Source organism: Streptomyces sp. NPDC055962 (assembly GCF_042270185.1).
In the GTDB taxonomy this organism is placed as follows: Bacteria; Actinomycetota; Actinomycetes; order Streptomycetales; family Streptomycetaceae; genus Streptomyces.
In genome coordinates this window covers 124215-139805 of the sequence record NZ_JBHJYN010000001.1, presented here as the reverse complement: position 1 = coordinate 139805, position 15591 = coordinate 124215, and the positions used below count along the sequence as shown (strand labels likewise).

The 15591-nt window shown below is 70.7% G+C and carries 15 protein-coding genes; 14 read left to right on the top strand and 1 reads right to left on the bottom strand.

Annotation, left to right across the window (positions count from 1 at the left end; genetic code table 11):
- The first annotated feature begins 375 nt into the window (after nt 1-375).
- The 5 genes from ACFC51_RS00610 to ffh all read left to right on the top strand — a co-directional run bounded on the left by ACFC51_RS00610 (nt 376) and on the right by ffh (nt 8032).
- Nucleotides 376-1851, top strand: a complete 1476-nt coding sequence (locus ACFC51_RS00610; RefSeq protein WP_376372767.1) for a hypothetical protein — start codon at nt 376-378, stop codon at nt 1849-1851.
- A gap of 338 nt (nt 1852-2189) precedes the next feature.
- Entirely contained in the window at nt 2190-3542 is a 1353-nt protein-coding gene (locus ACFC51_RS00605; protein WP_376526285.1) for an ammonium transporter, read from the top strand.
- The gene (locus ACFC51_RS00600; protein ID WP_033304048.1) at nt 3539-3877 is read left to right on the top strand and encodes a P-II family nitrogen regulator; all 339 of its coding nucleotides are present in this window, start codon (nt 3539-3541) and stop codon (nt 3875-3877) included. The genes ACFC51_RS00605 and ACFC51_RS00600 overlap by 4 nt, the downstream gene beginning before the upstream one ends.
- A 32-nt stretch (nt 3878-3909) precedes the next feature.
- Nucleotides 3910-6363 (top strand): [protein-PII] uridylyltransferase, encoded by a 2454-nt coding sequence (locus ACFC51_RS00595; protein ID WP_376414797.1) that lies wholly within the window; start codon nt 3910-3912, stop codon nt 6361-6363.
- A gap of 121 nt (nt 6364-6484) precedes the next feature.
- Nucleotides 6485-8032, top strand: coding sequence for a signal recognition particle protein (gene ffh, locus ACFC51_RS00590; RefSeq protein WP_376381299.1), 1548 nt, complete (start codon nt 6485-6487; stop codon nt 8030-8032).
- Nucleotides 8033-8092: 60 nt separating this feature from the next.
- Here the strand turns inward: ffh and ACFC51_RS00585 are convergent, their stop codons facing one another.
- Nucleotides 8093-8959, bottom strand: coding sequence for an SAM-dependent methyltransferase (locus ACFC51_RS00585; protein WP_376379699.1), 867 nt, complete (start codon nt 8957-8959; stop codon nt 8093-8095).
- Between the two features lie 509 nt (nt 8960-9468).
- Here ACFC51_RS00585 and ACFC51_RS00580 point away from each other — a divergent pair.
- From ACFC51_RS00580 to lepB (ACFC51_RS00540), 9 genes are all read left to right on the top strand, one after another.
- On the top strand, nt 9469-10062 hold the full coding sequence (locus ACFC51_RS00580; RefSeq protein WP_014153813.1) for a hypothetical protein: 594 nt from the start codon (nt 9469-9471) through the stop codon (nt 10060-10062).
- 155 nt (nt 10063-10217) lie between these two features.
- Nucleotides 10218-10658 carry a 30S ribosomal protein S16 gene (gene rpsP, locus ACFC51_RS00575; protein ID WP_015578912.1) on the top strand — a complete coding sequence of 147 codons (441 nt, stop codon included), beginning with the start codon at nt 10218-10220 and terminating at the stop codon, nt 10656-10658.
- Nucleotides 10659-10660: 2 nt separating this feature from the next.
- Nucleotides 10661-10900: an RNA-binding protein gene (locus ACFC51_RS00570; protein WP_014048589.1), complete on the top strand. Its 240-nt coding sequence runs from the start codon at nt 10661-10663 to the stop codon at nt 10898-10900.
- A gap of 106 nt (nt 10901-11006) precedes the next feature.
- Nucleotides 11007-11585 (top strand): ribosome maturation factor RimM, encoded by a 579-nt coding sequence (rimM, locus tag ACFC51_RS00565; RefSeq protein ID WP_376379694.1) that lies wholly within the window; start codon nt 11007-11009, stop codon nt 11583-11585.
- Entirely contained in the window at nt 11585-12406 is an 822-nt protein-coding gene (gene trmD / locus ACFC51_RS00560; RefSeq protein WP_376379691.1) for a tRNA (guanosine(37)-N1)-methyltransferase TrmD, read from the top strand. Before rimM ends, trmD begins: the two co-directional genes overlap by 1 nt.
- A gap of 124 nt (nt 12407-12530) precedes the next feature.
- Nucleotides 12531-12881, top strand: a complete 351-nt coding sequence (gene rplS / locus ACFC51_RS00555) for a 50S ribosomal protein L19 (RefSeq protein ID WP_014048592.1) — start codon at nt 12531-12533, stop codon at nt 12879-12881.
- A 45-nt stretch (nt 12882-12926) separates the two neighbouring features.
- Nucleotides 12927-13694 carry a signal peptidase I gene (gene lepB / locus ACFC51_RS00550; RefSeq protein ID WP_376379688.1) on the top strand — a complete coding sequence of 256 codons (768 nt, stop codon included), beginning with the start codon at nt 12927-12929 and terminating at the stop codon, nt 13692-13694.
- Entirely contained in the window at nt 13687-14745 is a 1059-nt protein-coding gene (gene lepB / locus ACFC51_RS00545; protein WP_376379685.1) for a signal peptidase I, read from the top strand. Before lepB (ACFC51_RS00550) ends, lepB (ACFC51_RS00545) begins: the two co-directional genes overlap by 8 nt.
- The gene (gene lepB, locus ACFC51_RS00540; RefSeq protein ID WP_376379702.1) at nt 14663-15544 is read left to right on the top strand and encodes a signal peptidase I; all 882 of its coding nucleotides are present in this window, start codon (nt 14663-14665) and stop codon (nt 15542-15544) included. The genes lepB (ACFC51_RS00545) and lepB (ACFC51_RS00540) overlap by 83 nt, the downstream gene beginning before the upstream one ends.
- The last annotated feature ends 47 nt before the right edge of the window (nt 15545-15591 follow it).

The following is a 15591-nucleotide window of genomic DNA, read 5'->3' as shown; positions in this document are numbered from 1 at the left end:
GCCGACGTCCTCCGCCGCCGCCGATCCGTCGGGGCGCGGGGGTGGCGTTGCAGAGGTGCGTGTCATGGCTCCACGCCCCTGAATGCTTCACTCCGCTTACTTCTGATCGCGGCCTGTCAAGTGAATCGCGGGCCGGGCCGGACGGGTTCATCCGAAGGGGTGGCGAATGGTGGCGTTTCAGCAACGGCCCTCGCCGTGGCGGTGATCGTAGGATTACCGTCGGTACTCGAACCTGCAATTGCACGCGCTTGTGGGTATGCCCCGGGCAACCCGACTTTCTGTTCGATGGTGCGCAACGCCGATACAGGCGGCACCGGGGCACGGCATTCTGATAGAGGTTCGCGCGACAGGTTTCAGCGGGATGGGGGCGTTCCAGTGAGTGGCAGCGGCGCAGGCGAGACGAATGCCGGCAAGCGCCCCAACGGGCAATTGGGATCGTGGTTCGTGCGGAGCGGCTGGTCGAAGGGCGAGCTCGCCCGCCAGGTGAACCGGCGGGCCCGGCAGCTGGGTGCCCACCACATCAGCACCGACACCTCCCGGGTGCGCCGCTGGCTCGACGGCGAGCAGCCCCGTGAACCGATCCCGCGGATCCTCTCCGAGCTCTTCTCCGAGCGCTTCGGCACGGTCGTCCCGGTCGAGGACCTCGGACTGCGCGCCGCCCACCAGGCGCCCTCGGTCGCGGGGGTCGACCTCCCCTGGGCGGGACCGCAGACCGTCGCCCTGCTCAGCGAGTTCTCCCGCAGCGACCTCATGCTCGCCCGGCGCGGCTTCCTCGGCAGCTCCCTAGCCCTGGCCGCCGGCCCCACCCTCATCGAGCCCATGCAGCGGTGGCTCGTGCCCGTCGCCCGCGCGGGGCAGGCAGAACCCGAGCTGCCGAGCGCGGAGAGCCGCCCGTCGCGGCTCTCCGGCCCCGAGCTGGACCTGCTGGAGTCCACCACGGCGATGTTCCGTCAGTGGGACGCCCAGTGCGGCGGCGGGCTGCGCCGCAAGGCCGTCGTCGGCCAGCTCCACGAGGTCACCGACCTGCTGCAGGAGCCGCAGCCCCAGGCCACCGCCCGGCGGCTGTTCCGCTGCGCGGCCGAACTGGCCGAGCTCGCGGGCTGGATGAGCTACGACGTGGGCCTCCAGCCCACCGCCCAGAAGTACTTCGTGCTCGCCCTCCACGCCTCCAAGGAGGCCGGCGACAAGCCCCTCGGCTCGTACATCCTCTCCAGCATGAGCCGCCAGATGATCCACCTCGGCCGGCCCGACGACGCACTCGAACTCATCCACCTCGCCCAGTACGGAAGCCGGGACTGCGCCACCTCACGGACCCAGGCCATGCTGTATGCGATGGAGGCACGCGCGTACGCCAACATGGGCCAGCCGAGCAAGTGCAAGCGAGCGGTCCGGATGGCCGAGGACACCTTCGCCGACGCCGTCCTCGACGACGAGCCCGAGCCCGACTGGATCCGCTTCTTCTCCGACGCCGAGCTGCACGGCGAGAACGCCCACTCCTACCGTGACCTCGCCTATGTCGCCGGCCGCAGCCCCACCTACGCCTCCCTCGCCGAGCCCGTCATGGCCCGGGCGGTCGAGCTCTTCGGCGAGGACGACGAGCACCAGCGGTCCTACGCGCTCAACCTGATCGGCATGGCCACGGTGCACCTCCTCAAGCGCGAGCCCGAGGAGTCGACCGTCCTGGCCACCCGGGCCCTGAAGATCGCCAAGAAGGTCAGGTCGGAGCGCGTCAACACCAGACTCCGCAAGACCGTCGACACCGCCGCCAGGGACTTCGGTGACATCCCCGAGGTCGCGCGGCTCACCGACCTGCTCACCGAGCAGCTCCCGGAGACCGCCGAAGCGGTCTGACCGGCACCGCAGCCACCGGCCACGACGGCCGCCCCGTACCACCCGACTCGGCTCCCCCATTGCCAGGTCAACGGGTCGCCGTCGTGGCCGGTTCACGTCTCCGGGCGAGCCAACCGCACCGTATGCGGCGCAGGCAGCATGGTAGGCAGCGCACCGGGTCCGACACCCATGGTTCACCGCTCCGTAACACGCCGCGTGCCTTCGTCACTGCGGTGAAACATCGTGCGGCATTCGTGGAAACCGCGCTGCGCGAATCTCATGGCGCATAACCGGCCCGCACCTTTTCACCGTGGTCCCGCACCCCCGCACGTGGCCGCACCGACGACGAGGAGACGCCGATGCCCCCAGGCATCACGACGCTTGCCGCAGACGCCCCGGAGCTGTCTGCCGCCAATACAGGGTTCATGCTCATCTGCTCCGCGCTGGTGATGCTCATGACCCCGGGTCTGGCCTTCTTCTACGGAGGCATGGTCCGCGTCAAGAGCACCCTGAACATGCTGATGATGAGCTTCATCAGCCTCGGGATCGTCACAGTCCTGTGGGTGCTCTACGGATTCAGCCTCGCCTTCGGCACCGACGTCGGCTCCGTCATCGGCTGGAGCTCGGACTACGTCGGCCTCAGCGGGATCGGCGTCACGGAGCTCTGGGACGGCTACGCCATCCCGGTGTACGTCTTCGCCGTCTTCCAGCTGATGTTCGCCATCCTCACCCCGGCCCTGATCAGCGGCGCCCTCGCCGACCGGGTCAAGTTCACCTCCTGGGCCCTCTTCATCACCCTCTGGGTGACCGTCGTCTACTTCCCGGTCGCGCACTGGGTCTGGGGCGCCGGCGGCTGGCTCTTCGAACTGGGCGTCATCGACTTCGCCGGCGGTACGGCCGTCCACATCAACGCCGGTGCCGCGGCCCTCGGCGTCATCCTCGTCATCGGCAAGCGCATCGGCTTCAAGAAGGACCCGATGCGGCCGCACAGCCTGCCGCTCGTCATGCTCGGCGCCGCCCTCCTGTGGTTCGGCTGGTTCGGCTTCAACGCCGGCTCGTGGCTCGGCAACGACGACGGTGTCGGTGCCGTCATGTTCGTCAACACCCAGGTCGCCACCGGTGCCGCGGTCCTCGGATGGCTCGCCTACGAGAAGATCCGCCACGGCTCCTTCACCACCCTGGGTGCCGCGTCCGGCGCCGTCGCCGGTCTCGTCGCCATCACCCCCGCGGGCGGAGCGGTCAGCCCCCTCGGTGCCATCGCGATCGGTGTCATCGCCGGTGTCCTGTGCGCCATGGCGGTCGGCCTGAAGTACAAGTTCGGCTACGACGACTCCCTCGACGTCGTCGGCGTCCACCTCGTCGGCGGTGTCCTCGGCTCGCTGCTCATCGGCTTCTTCGCCACCGGCGGCGTGCAGTCCGACGCCAAGGGCCTCTTCTACGGCGGTGGGCTCGACCAGCTGGGCAAGCAGGCCGTCGGTGTCTTCGCGGTCCTCGCGTACTCCCTGGTCGTCTCGGCGGTGCTGGCCTTCATCCTCGACAGGACCATCGGGATGCGGGTCAGCGAGGACGAGGAGATCTCGGGTATCGACCAGGTCGAACACGCCGAGACGGCGTACGACTTCAGCGGCGCCGGCGGCGGCGCCAGCACCCGCACGGCCCCGCCGGCCCCCGGCACCCCGGCAGCCCCGACGAACAAGAAGGTGGACGCATGAAGCTCATCACCGCAGTCGTGAAGCCGCACAGGCTGGACGAGATCAAGGAGGCCCTCCAGGCCTTCGGCGTCCAGGGCCTCACGGTCACGGAAGCCAGCGGGTACGGGCGTCAGCGCGGGCACACCGAGGTCTACCGTGGAGCCGAGTACACCGTCGACCTCGTGCCGAAGATCCGCATCGAGGTACTCGTCGAGGACGAGGACGCCGAACAGCTCATCGACGTGGTCGTCAAGGCCGCCCGGACGGGCAAGATCGGTGACGGCAAGGTCTGGAGCGTCCCGGTCGACACCGCGATCCGCGTACGGACGGGTGAACGCGGCCCGGACGCACTCTGACCGACGGTCCCTGTGAACGGAAAGGCAACTGGGTGACGAGCACCGAAGTGACCACCGAATCCGAGGACTCGGGACCCAGCGGCTACGCGGCGGCCCGGCTGCGCCTCCTCCAGGAGGAGGCGCGGTCCGGGCCGCCGCGCCGTGCCGCCCTGGCCCGGCTCACCGACGACTGGCTCACCGGCCTGTTCACCGCGGCAGCCGAGCGGGCGGGTGTCCGGGGCGCCGCCCTCGTCGCCGTCGGCGGATACGGGCGCGGCGAGCTCTCCCCGCGCAGCGACCTCGACCTGCTGCTCCTGCACGACGGCACCGCGGACGCCGCGGCCGTCGCCGCGCTCGCCGACGGGATCTGGTACCCCGTCTGGGACCTCGGCCTCGCCCTCGACCACTCCGTACGCACCCCCGGCGAAGCCCGCAGGACCGCGGGTGAGGACCTCAAGGTCCAGCTCGGACTGCTCGACGCGCGCCCCGTCGCCGGGGACCTCGGCCTCGTCGCCGGCCTGCGGACCGCGATCCTCGCCGACTGGCGCAACCAGGCGCCGAAGCGCCTCCCCGCCCTGGACGAACTCTGCCGCGAGCGGGCCGCGCGCATGGGCGAGCTCCAGTTCCTGCTGGAACCCGACCTGAAGGAGGCCCGCGGCGGCCTCCGCGACGCCACCGCGCTGCGCGCCGTCGCCGCGTCCTGGGTCGCGGACGCGCCCCGCGAAGGGCTCGCCGAGGCACGCCGTACCCTCCTCGACGCCCGGGACGCCCTCCACCTCACCACCGGCCGGGCCACCGACCGCCTCGCCCTGCAGGAGCAGGACCAGGTCGCCGGGGCCCTCGGCCTCCTCGACGCCGACGCCCTGCTGCGCCACGTGTACGAGGCCGCCCGGACCGTCTCGTACGCCACCGATGTGACCTGGCGCGAGGTCAACCGTGTCCTGCGCGCCCGCTCCGCACGGCCCCGGCTGCGGACGATCCTCGGCGGCGGGGCCAAGGCCGCACCCGAACGCACCCCGCTCGCCGAAGGCGTCGTCGAGGCCGACGGCGAGGTCGTCCTCGCGCGCACCGCGCGCCCCGAACGCGACGCCGTGCTCACCCTCCGGGCCGCCGCCGCGGCGGCGGAGGCCGGACTGCCGCTCTCCCGCCATCTCGTACGCCACCTCTCCTCCGCGGCCCAGCCGCTCCCCGTGCCGTGGCCCGCCCAGGCACGCGAGGAGCTCGTCACCCTGCTCGGGGCGGGCGAGTCCACCGTCGGCGTCTGGGAAGCCCTGGAGGCGGAAGGCATCATCACCCGCCTGCTGCCCGACTGGGAACGGGTCCACTGCCGGCCGCAGCGCAACCCCGTCCACACCTGGACCGTCGACCGGCACCTCGTCGAGACGGCCGTCCGCGCCTCCCACCTCACCCGCCGCGTCGGCCGCCCCGACCTCCTCCTGATCGCCGCCCTGCTCCACGACATCGGCAAGGGCTGGCCGGGGGACCACTCCGTCGCGGGAGAGGTCATCGCCCGCGACATGGCCGCCCGGATCGGCTTCGACAAGCAGGACGTGGGCGTCGTCGCCACGCTCGTCCGCCACCACCTGCTGCTCGTCGAGACCGCCACCCGGCGGGACCTCGACGACCCCGCGACCGTCCGCTCCGTCGCCACCGCCGTGGGCAGCGCCTCCACCCTGGAGCTCCTGCACGCGCTCACCGAGGCCGACGCACTCGCGACCGGCCCCGCCGCCTGGAGCTCCTGGCGGGCCTCCCTCGTCAGCGACCTCGTCAAACGCGTCGCCGCGCTCCTGGCCGGCGAGGAGCCCCCCGCACCGGAGCCCCTCGCGCCCAGCGCCGAGCAGGAGCGCCTCGCCGTCGAGGCCCTGAGGACCGGCGAGCCCGTCCTCTCCCTGCACACCCGGCCCGGGCCCGCCCCCGAGGACGGTGAGCCCGAGCCCGTGGGCGTCGAACTCCTCATCGCCCTGCCCGACCGCCCCGGGGTACTGCCCGCGGCGGCCGGTGTGCTCGCGCTCCACCGCCTGACCGTGCGCGCCGCCGACCTGCGCGCCGTCGAGCTCCCCACCGAGCTGGGCGAGACGGCCGGTCTGCTGGTGCTGAGCTGGCGGGTCGCGGCCGAGTACGGCTCGCTGCCCCAGGCCACCCGGCTGCGGGCCGACCTCGTACGCGCCCTGGACGGCTCCCTCGACATCCGGGCCCGGCTCGCCGAACGCGAGGCCGCCTATCCGCGGCGCCGCGGGGTGAAGGCCCCGCCCCCCAGGGTGACCGTCGCCGCGGCCGGCTCACGCCTGGCCACGGTGATCGAGGTCCGCGCCCAGGACGCACCGGGGCTGCTGCACCGGATCGGCCGGGCGCTGGAGCACCGCGGGGTGCGGGTCCGCAGCGCCCACGTCTCCACACTCGGGGCGAACGCCGTCGACGCGTTCTACGTCACGGACGCCGACGGAGCGCCGCTGTCCCCGGAACGCGCCGCGGAGGTGGCCGGAGAGGTCGAGAAGGAGCTGGGCTGACCCCCCGCCCCGGCCCCGTTCGTCACGAGAATCGGGCGAGGGCTTTGCGTTCTCCGGGGTCCGGATACCCTGGAGGGCGACTGACCTGCCACGCCCCCGACCCTGAGGACCGACGAGCGCCGTGTTCGATACTCTCTCCGACCGCCTTAGCGCGACTTTCAAAAACCTCAGGGGCAAGGGCCGCTTGTCCGAGGCGGACATCGACGCCACGGCTCGCGAGATCCGTATCGCCCTGCTCGAGGCCGATGTCGCCCTCCCCGTCGTCCGCGCGTTCATCGCCAGCATCAAGGAGCGCGCGCGGGGGAGCGAGGTCTCCCAGGCGCTGAACCCCGCCCAGCAGGTCGTCAAGATCGTCAACGAGGAGCTCGTCGGCATCCTCGGCGGCGAGACCCGGCGGCTCAGGTTCGCCAAGAACCCGCCCACCGTGATCATGCTGGCGGGTCTGCAGGGTGCGGGCAAGACCACCCTCGCCGGAAAGCTCGGCCTCTGGCTCAAGGGCCAGGGACACTCCCCGCTGCTCGTCGCCTGCGACCTCCAGCGCCCCAACGCCGTCAACCAGCTGAGCGTCGTCGCCGACCGCGCGGGTGTGGCGGTCTACGCCCCGGAGCCCGGCAACGGCGTGGGCGACCCGGTCAAGGTCGCCAAGGACTCCATCGAGTTCGCCAAGGCCAAGGTCCACGACATCGTCATCGTCGACACCGCCGGTCGCCTCGGCATCGACGAGGAGCTGATGCGGCAGGCCGCGGACATCCGCGACGCCGTCAGCCCCGACGAGATCCTCTTCGTCGTCGACGCGATGATCGGCCAGGACGCGGTCAACACCGCCGAGGCCTTCCGCGACGGCGTCGGCTTCGACGGTGTGGTGCTCTCCAAGCTCGACGGTGACGCCCGCGGTGGTGCCGCCCTGTCGATCGCCCATGTCACGGGCAAGCAGATCATGTTCGCGTCGAACGGTGAGAAGCTCGAGGACTTCGACGCCTTCCACCCCGACCGCATGGCGTCCCGCATCCTCGACATGGGTGACCTGCTCACCCTGATCGAGCAGGCGGAGAAGACCTTCAGCCAGGAAGAGGCCGCCAAAATGGCCTCCAAGCTGGCGTCGAGCAAGGGCAAGGACTTCACGCTCGACGACTTCCTGGCACAGATGGAGCAGGTCAGGAAGATGGGCTCCATCTCCAAGCTGCTCGGGATGCTGCCGGGCATGGGGCAGATCAAGGACCAGATCGCCAACATCGACGAGCGCGACGTCGACCGCACGGCCGCGATCATCAAGTCGATGACCCCGAAGGAACGGAGTGAGCCGACGATCATCAACGGCTCGCGCCGGGCCCGTATCGCCAAGGGTTCCGGGGTCGAGGTCTCCGCCGTGAAGAACCTCGTGGAGCGGTTCTTCGAGGCCCGCAAGATGATGTCGAAGATGGCCCAGGGCGGCGGCATGCCCGGGATGCCGGGCATGCCGGGCTCGGGTGGCGGCCCCGGCCGCCAGAAGAAGCAGGTCAAGCAGGCCAAGGGCAAGCGCAAGAGCGGCAACCCGATGAAGCGCAAGGCCGAGGAGCAGGCCGAGGCCGCCCGCCGGGAGCAGGCGGCGCAGGGCGGTGCGTTCAACCTGCCCGCCCAGGAGGACAAGAACTTCGAACTGCCGGACGAGTTCAAGAAGTTCATGGGCTGACCGGCCCGGTACGACGGCGAAGGGGCGCCCCGCACGGCGGGGCGCCCCTTCGCGTTCCCGTCAGGTCACGCACACCAGGTAGCGGAAGACGTTCGGCATCCACACCGTGCCGTCGGGCCGCAGATGCGGATGCAGGGCCTCGGCGACCTCCTTCTCCACCTGGGTGCGGTCGGTGGCCCGGATCGCCGCGTCGAACAGCCCGGTCGACAGCAGGCCGCGCACCGCGCTGTCCACGTCCGCGTAGCCGAACGGGCAGGAGACGCGGCCCGATCCGTCCGGCTTGAGCCCGGCCCGCGCCGCGACCTCTTCCAGGTCGTCCCGAAGCGCCGGCCGCCAGCCGTGCCCGGAGCGGGGTGCACGCGCCGACTCCGTGAGCCGCGCCGCCACCCTCAGCACCGGGCCCGTGGCACACCGCTCGGGCGGCCCCCAGCCGGCCAGCACCACCGTGGCTCCCCGCGCGGCCAGCGGCACGGCGGACGCCAGCGCGGGCGCGAGCCCCTCCGAGTCGCCGTCCGCGCAGCCGATCGGCTGGAAGGCGGTCAGCAGGTTGTACGGCGCCCCGCCGTCCGGGGCGGCCGCCCCGACGCTGTCGGCGAGCCTCGCCCGCCGGTCCGCGCGGCCCTGGTCCGCGTCCGGTCCGGGACCGGACGCGAGGCGCTCGCGGGCCAGTGCGAGCCGTTCACGGTCGGCGTCGACGCCGGTGACGAGCGCCCCGCGCGAGGCCGCGATCAGCAGCGCCAGCCCTGAACCGCAGCCGAGGGAGAGCATCCGCGTGCCGGCCCCCACCTCGAGGCGCTCGTACACCGCCTCGTAGAGGGGTGCCAGCATGCGCTCCTGGATCTCGGCCCAGTCACGGGCACGGGTACCGGCGTCCACCGGGGCGGACGAATCCGCGTACCTGTGGTGCCGGACGAGCGTAGGTGTCATGGAATGCGCCCCAATCCGCCGTGAGGTCGGTCGTGCCCGAGTGAGGTCCCCCATGTCTATGTGCTGTGTGAGTACGCCCACAGCCCCCGTATGTCAGAGAACTCCGCATCGGCGGTCCCGTCCAGAGGTCGGACGGGGTGGGATGGCCGTGCTTGCGTGCTCCGGTCGTGCGCCCCCGGCGCCGCGTGACGCGTGCGGGCGCCGGGAACAGCACGCCTGCTGCTCGCTTCCTCACAGTCTTACCCGACACACGGGGCGCAGCACGTCGAGCGCCCCGCGCCCGGTGTGCGGCCGCCGCTCCGTGCCGGGTAGGGTCGCCCGTCGGGTGCCCGTCCACGCCTGTGCGTACGCGTTGCTACGTACCACCTTGGTGTGAGCTGTGAGACTTCTCCGCTGATCTGCGCACCCGCCCTCGTCCGGACGCATCAAGGGCAACTGACTGGTACGTGCAAATTATTTGGGATGCCCCGGAATAGGAACACCGGAGCACTCAGGCTCGTTGTCACGACGTGAGCACGACACCACCTGTACTTGCCGCAGAGCTGGCGCAGGCGTGGGCCGACATTCAGCGGTACCACCCCGAGCTGCCCGATCTTGCCGCGCCCGAGTCCCTGATCGGAGAGTCCTCGTCCGCCTGTGGCGCCGAGCTCTCCTTCGAACGGCTGCTCCATGAGGCAGTCCACGGCATCGCCGCCGCGAGAGGTGTCCGGGACACCTCCCGCGCCGGCCGTTACCACAACCGACGCTTCCTCGCGATCGCCGAGGAGCTGGGCCTCGACCACGCCGAGGAGCCCCACCCCAGCAGCGGATTCTCGCTGGTGACGCTGAATCCCGAGGCCAAACGCAGATACCGGCCGACGGCGGAGAGGCTGCAGCGCGCGCTCAAGGCGCACACCGTGGCCACCGCCGCGGACACCAAGCGCTCGTTCCGCGGTCCCGCGGCCCGGCACGGTTCCTCCGGGGGAGGGGTGCGGGTCAAGGCCGTCTGCGACTGCGGGCGCAACGTCCGCGTCGTCCCCTCGGTCCTGGCCCAGGCCCCGATCGTCTGCGGCGGGTGCGGCAAGCCCTTCCGCATCCCGGAAGGGGCGGTCGCGGTGGGGTGACCCGATGTGGTGTGGCACAATGGCTAGCTGTACTCGACAGTCGCATAGGACCCCTCTCTCCTCCGGCTGACGCGTCCATCGGGCACCCGAGTACCGCAACCCCACGTGGCATCTTTTGTGCCCAACCACGTCAGAGACCAGGAGACACCACTTCCGTGGCAGTCAAGATCAAGCTGAAGCGTCTGGGCAAGATCCGTTCGCCTCACTACCGCATCGTCGTCGCCGACTCCCGTACCCGCCGTGACGGCCGGGCCATCGAGGAGATCGGCCTGTACCACCCGGTGCAGAACCCCTCGCGCATCGAGGTCAACGCAGAGCGCGCGCAGTACTGGCTGTCCGTCGGCGCCCAGCCGACCGAGCCCGTCCTCGCGATCCTCAAGCTCACCGGTGACTGGCAGGCCCACAAGGGCCTCCCGGCCCCGGCGCCGCTGCTGCAGCCGGAGCCCAAGGCTGACAAGCGCGCCCTGTTCGAGGCCCTGGCCACGGACGGCGACGAGGCCAAGGGTGAGGCCATCACCCAGAAGGCCAAGAAGTCGGACAAGAAGGCGGACGAGGCGGCTGACGCTGCCGCGTCCACCGAGTCGACCGAGGCCTGAGCATGCTCGAGGAGGCTCTTGAGCACCTCGTGAAGGGCATCGTCGACAACCCCGACGATGTGCAGGTCGCCTCGCGTGACCTGCGCCGTGGACGCGTGCTCGAGGTCCGGGTTCACCCCGAGGACCTCGGCAAGGTGATCGGCCGCAACGGCCGCACCGCGCGCGCCCTGCGTACCGTCGTGGGTGCCATCGGCGGGCGTGGAATCCGTGTCGACCTCGTCGATGTGGACCAGGTTCGCTGAAAGAGTTGAACACCGGCCGGGGCCGGGGAGGGCTTTCGAGCCGTCCCCGGCCTTTGTCGTCCGTACATGACCGCCTCCTCAGCAAGAGATCACCGGGAGAAGTAGCGTGCAGTTGGTAGTTGCGCGGATCGGTCGCGCCCATGGCATCAAGGGCGAGGTCACCGTCGAGGTGCGCACCGACGAGCCGGAGCTCCGGCTGGGGCCCGGGGCCGTGCTGGCCACGGAGCCCGCCGGTACCGGACCGCTCACCATCGAGACCGGCCGGGTGCACAGCGGCCGGCTGCTGTTGCGGTTCGAGGGTGTACGCGACCGCACGGGTGCCGAGGCGCTGCGCAACACGCTGCTGATCGCCGAGGTGGACCCGGCGGAACTCCCCGAGGACCCGGAGGAGTTCTACGACCACCAGCTGATCGACCTGGACGTCGTCCTCGCCGACGGCACGGAGATCGGCCGGATCACCGAGATCTCGCACCTGCCGTCGCAGGATCTGTTCATCGTGGAGCGACCGGACGGCAGCGAGGTGATGATCCCCTTCGTCGAGGAGATCGTCACCGAGATCGACCTGGAGGAGCAGCGGGCCGTCGTCACGCCCCCGCCGGGTCTGATCGACGCGAGCGAAGCCGTGGTCGCCTCCACGCGTGACGAGGACGGGACCGAGGGCGGCGCCGGGAAGGGGGAGGAGTGATGAGGCTCGACGTCGTCACGATCTTCCCCGAGTACCTTGAGCCGCTGAACGTCTCGCTCGTCGGCAAGGCGCGTGCGCGCGGCCGTCTCGACGTGCACGTCCACGACCTACGCGACTGGACCCACGACCGGCACAACACGGTGGACGACACCCCCTACGGCGGTGGCCCCGGCATGGTCATGAAGACCGAGCCGTGGGGCGAGGCGCTGGACGAGGCGCTGGCCGACGGGTACGAGGCCGGGGCGCACTCCCCGGTGCTCGTCGTGCCGACGCCCAGCGGCAGGCCCTTCACCCAGGAACTGGCCGTCGAGCTCTCAGGGCGCCCGTGGCTGATCTTCACCCCGGCCCGCTACGAGGGCATCGACCGCCGGGTGACGGACGAGTACGCGACCCGCGTACGGGTCGTCGAGGTGTCCATCGGGGACTACGTCCTGGCGGGCGGGGAGGCCGCGGTCCTGGTGATCACGGAGGCCGTGGCCCGGCTGCTGCCGGGGGTGCTCGGCAACGCCGAGTCGCACCGTGACGACTCCTTCGCGCCCGGTGCCATGGCGGACCTGCTCGAAGGCCCGGTCTACACGAAGCCTCCCGAGTGGCGCGGACGTGGCATTCCCGACGTGCTGCTCAGCGGCCATCACGGCCGGATCGCACGCTGGCGACGGGACGAGGCGTTCCGTCGTACGGCGCTCAACAGGCCCGATCTCATCGAGCGTTGCGAGGCGTCCGGCTTCGACAAGAAGGACCGTGAGATCCTCTCCATCCTCGGCTGGTCCCCGGAGCCCGGGGGACGATTTTGGCGCAGGCCCGACGCCGTGGAAGAATAGGCCCGCTGTACGTCCGGCGTGCGCCCCTGCCACAGGGGGAAAGACGCCCGCCCGATGTGATCAGCATCCGAACTTCACTCTCTCCCGTCGATGACCTGTGGCATCGGCGAAGAAAGCAGACAACATGGCTTCCCTGCTCGATGGCGTCAACGCCGCCTCGCTCCGTACCGACCTCCCGGCGTTCCGCCCCGGTGACACCGTCAACGTCCACGTGCGCGTGATCGAGGGCAACCGCTCCCGTATCCAGCAGTTCAAGGGCATCGTCATCCGTCGCCAGGGCTCGGGCGTCAGCGAGACCTTCACGGTCCGCAAGGTCTCCTTCAGCGTCGGCGTCGAGCGCACCTTCCCGGTGCACAGCCCGATCTTCGAGAAGATCGAGCTCGTCACCCGCGGTGACGTCCGCCGCGCCAAGCTGTACTTCCTCCGTGAGCTCCGCGGCAAGGCCGCGAAGATCAAGGAGAAGCGCGACCGCTGATTCACCTCCGTCGTCCACAGCGGGGCCGGATAGGATTCGGCCCCGATGGACACGGAAGCACAGCACATGGAGCGCGATCGTTCCTCCGCCCCCGCAGACGGGCCGGAGGAGGGGTCGCGCTCCACGCATGTCCCGGACCGGCCGGCCGGCTCGATGTCCTGGGGGCGCACGGTCCTCCTCGGCATGCTCTGCACGACCGCCCTGCTCCTCTTCAGCACGTTCGTGCTGCAGCCCTTCCTCATTCCCAGTGGGTCGATGCAGCCGACGCTGCGGGTCGGTGACCGGGTTCTCGTCAACAAACTGGCGTACCGTTTCGGCTCGGAGCCCGGGCGCGGCGACGTGGTGGTCTTCGACGGCACCGGATCCTTCGTGCAGGAGGACGAGTCGGGGGAGAACGCCGTCGGCGCCCTGCTGCACGGGGCCGCGGCGTCCCTCGGGCTCGTCGAACCCGCCGGGTCCGACTTCGTGAAGAGGGTGGTGGGCGTGGGGGGTGACCGTGTGGTCTGCTGCGACAAGCGGGGGAGGCTCGAGGTGAACGGCGCTCCGGTCACCGAGGAGTACCTGCACCCGGGAGACCGCCCCTCCGAGGTCGCCTTCGACATCGTGGTGCCGGACGACAGGCTGTGGGTCATGGGCGATCACCGGAGCAACTCCCGCGACTCCCGCGACCACCTCGGGGAGCCGGGGGGCGGCATGGTGCCGGTGGAGCGTGTGATCGGACGGGTCGACTGGCTCGGCTGGCCGCTCGGCAGGCTCGGCTCCCTGGAGGGCACGGACGCCTTCACCGGCGTACGGCCGACGGACCATGGGTAACCGCGGGCGCAGGCGGGGAGAGCCGGAGGAGGGCCCTCCGCTGCCCACCGGGTCGAGGCCGACCACGGGCCGTTCACTGCCCACGCGGGCGGAACGCCGCAAGCTGGCCCGGAAGGTGAAGCGCCGCAGGCGCCGGTCGGCGATCAAGGAGATACCTCTCCTCGTCCTGGTGGCGCTGCTGATCGCGCTGGTGCTCAAGACCTTCCTCGTGCAGGCCTTCGTGATCCCCTCCGGGTCGATGGAGCAGACCATCCGGATCGGCGACCGGGTGCTGGTGGACAAGCTGACCCCCTGGTTCGGTTCCGAACCGCAGCGCGGAGACGTCGTCGTCTTCAAGGACCCGGGCGGCTGGCTCCAGCAGGAGACCGCCGGCACCGAGGACCCGCCCGCCGGGGTCAAACAGGTCAAGGAACTGCTGACCTTCATCGGGCTGCTGCCCTCCGAGGACGAGCAGGATCTGATCAAGCGCGTGGTGGCCGTCGGGGGCGACACCGTGAAGTGCTGCGGGACCGACGGCAGGATCACGGTCAACGGCGTGGCGCTCGACGAGCCCTATCTGAATCCCGGCGACGTGCCATCCACTCTCAAATTCGAGGTAAAGGTTCCCCAGGGCCGCATCTTCGTCATGGGGGACCACCGCTCGAATTCCGCCGATTCGCGATTCCACCTCGATAAACCGGGCAACGGCACGGTGTCGGAGGACGAGGTCGTCGGCCGGGCCGTGGTGATCGCCTGGCCGTTCGGGCATTGGCGCAGGCTGGAAGAGCCCGGAACCTACGCCTCCGTCCCGGACGGGAGCGCCGGAGCGACGGCTGCGGCGGGACCGTCGAATAGTGTGTCCTCCCAGGATCACAACGGAATGGTCCTGCTCCCGACCCCTGCGGAACTCCCGCTCGTTATGGGAGTGGTGGGCCTGCGCCGAATCGGGCGCGGGCGGTGGCACGGAGTGAGGAGTGGATGTGGGGGATTTGGCGGTCGGCGCACGATCCGGACACGACGAACCCGAGGACAGGCCCTCGGGCGACGGGATCCCGGTGGGGGCGGAGAGTGACGACGAGTCCCCGGAGGGTGGCAGTACGGCGGTGAAGAAGCCGCGCTCGTTCTGGAAGGAGCTGCCGCTCCTCATCGGTATCGCGCTGATTCTCGCGCTGCTGATCAAGACGTTCCTGGTGCAGGCGTTCTCGATCCCCTCGGACTCCATGCAGAACACGCTGCAGCGGGGCGACCGCGTGCTGGTCGACAAGCTGACGCCGTGGTTCGGCTCGGAGCCGGAGCGCGGAGAGGTCGTGGTCTTCCACGACCCGGGCGGCTGGCTGGAGGGCACGGCGACACCCGAGCCCAACGCGGTGCAGAAGTTCCTGAGCTTCATCGGGCTGATGCCGTCCGCCGAGGAGAAGGACCTGATCAAGAGGGTCATCGCGATCGGCGGCGACACGGTCGAGTGCAAGAAGAACGGGCCGGTCACGGTCAACGGCAAGGCGCTGGACGACAAGTCGTTCATCTTCGCGGGCAACAGTGCGTGCGACGACGAGCCGTTCGGGCCGATCCACGTGCCCGAGGGCCGGATCTGGGTGATGGGCGACCACCGGCAGAATTCGCTGGACTCCCGTTACCACCAGGAGCTGCCCGGCCAGGGCACGGTCTCCACCGACGAGGTGGTCGGCCGGGCCGTCGTCGTGGCCTGGCCCGTCAACCGCTGGGCGACCCTCCCGGTGCCGAGCACGTTCGACCAGCCCGGACTGAACGCGGCCGCCTCCGCCGCCGTTCCGGGAGCACTGGGTGTAGCCGGAGCGCTGCCCCTCGTGTTCTGGCGTCGCCGCAGGCTGACCCGGGAGCGTACCGCCGGGTAAGGTGCCGACTCGGATCAGCGATTGTCGATCTCCGATGGGGGAGCGCT

Excerpts from the sequence above, each read along its gene's own strand:
- lepB (WP_376379685.1), top strand. The coding sequence starts at position 13,687 with ATGGGTAACCGCGGGCGCAGGCGGGGAGAGCCGGAGGAGGGCCCTCCG.
- trmD (WP_376379691.1), top strand. The coding sequence starts at position 11,585 with ATGAGGCTCGACGTCGTCACGATCTTCCCCGAGTACCTTGAGCCGCTG.
- ACFC51_RS00585 (WP_376379699.1), bottom strand. The coding sequence starts at position 8,959 with ATGACACCTACGCTCGTCCGGCACCACAGGTACGCGGATTCGTCCGCC.
- lepB (WP_376379688.1), top strand. The coding sequence starts at position 12,927 with ATGGACACGGAAGCACAGCACATGGAGCGCGATCGTTCCTCCGCCCCC.
- ACFC51_RS00605 (WP_376526285.1), top strand. The coding sequence starts at position 2,190 with ATGCCCCCAGGCATCACGACGCTTGCCGCAGACGCCCCGGAGCTGTCT.
- rplS (WP_014048592.1), top strand. The coding sequence starts at position 12,531 with ATGGCTTCCCTGCTCGATGGCGTCAACGCCGCCTCGCTCCGTACCGAC.
- ACFC51_RS00570 (WP_014048589.1), top strand. The coding sequence starts at position 10,661 with ATGCTCGAGGAGGCTCTTGAGCACCTCGTGAAGGGCATCGTCGACAAC.
- ACFC51_RS00600 (WP_033304048.1), top strand. The coding sequence starts at position 3,539 with ATGAAGCTCATCACCGCAGTCGTGAAGCCGCACAGGCTGGACGAGATC.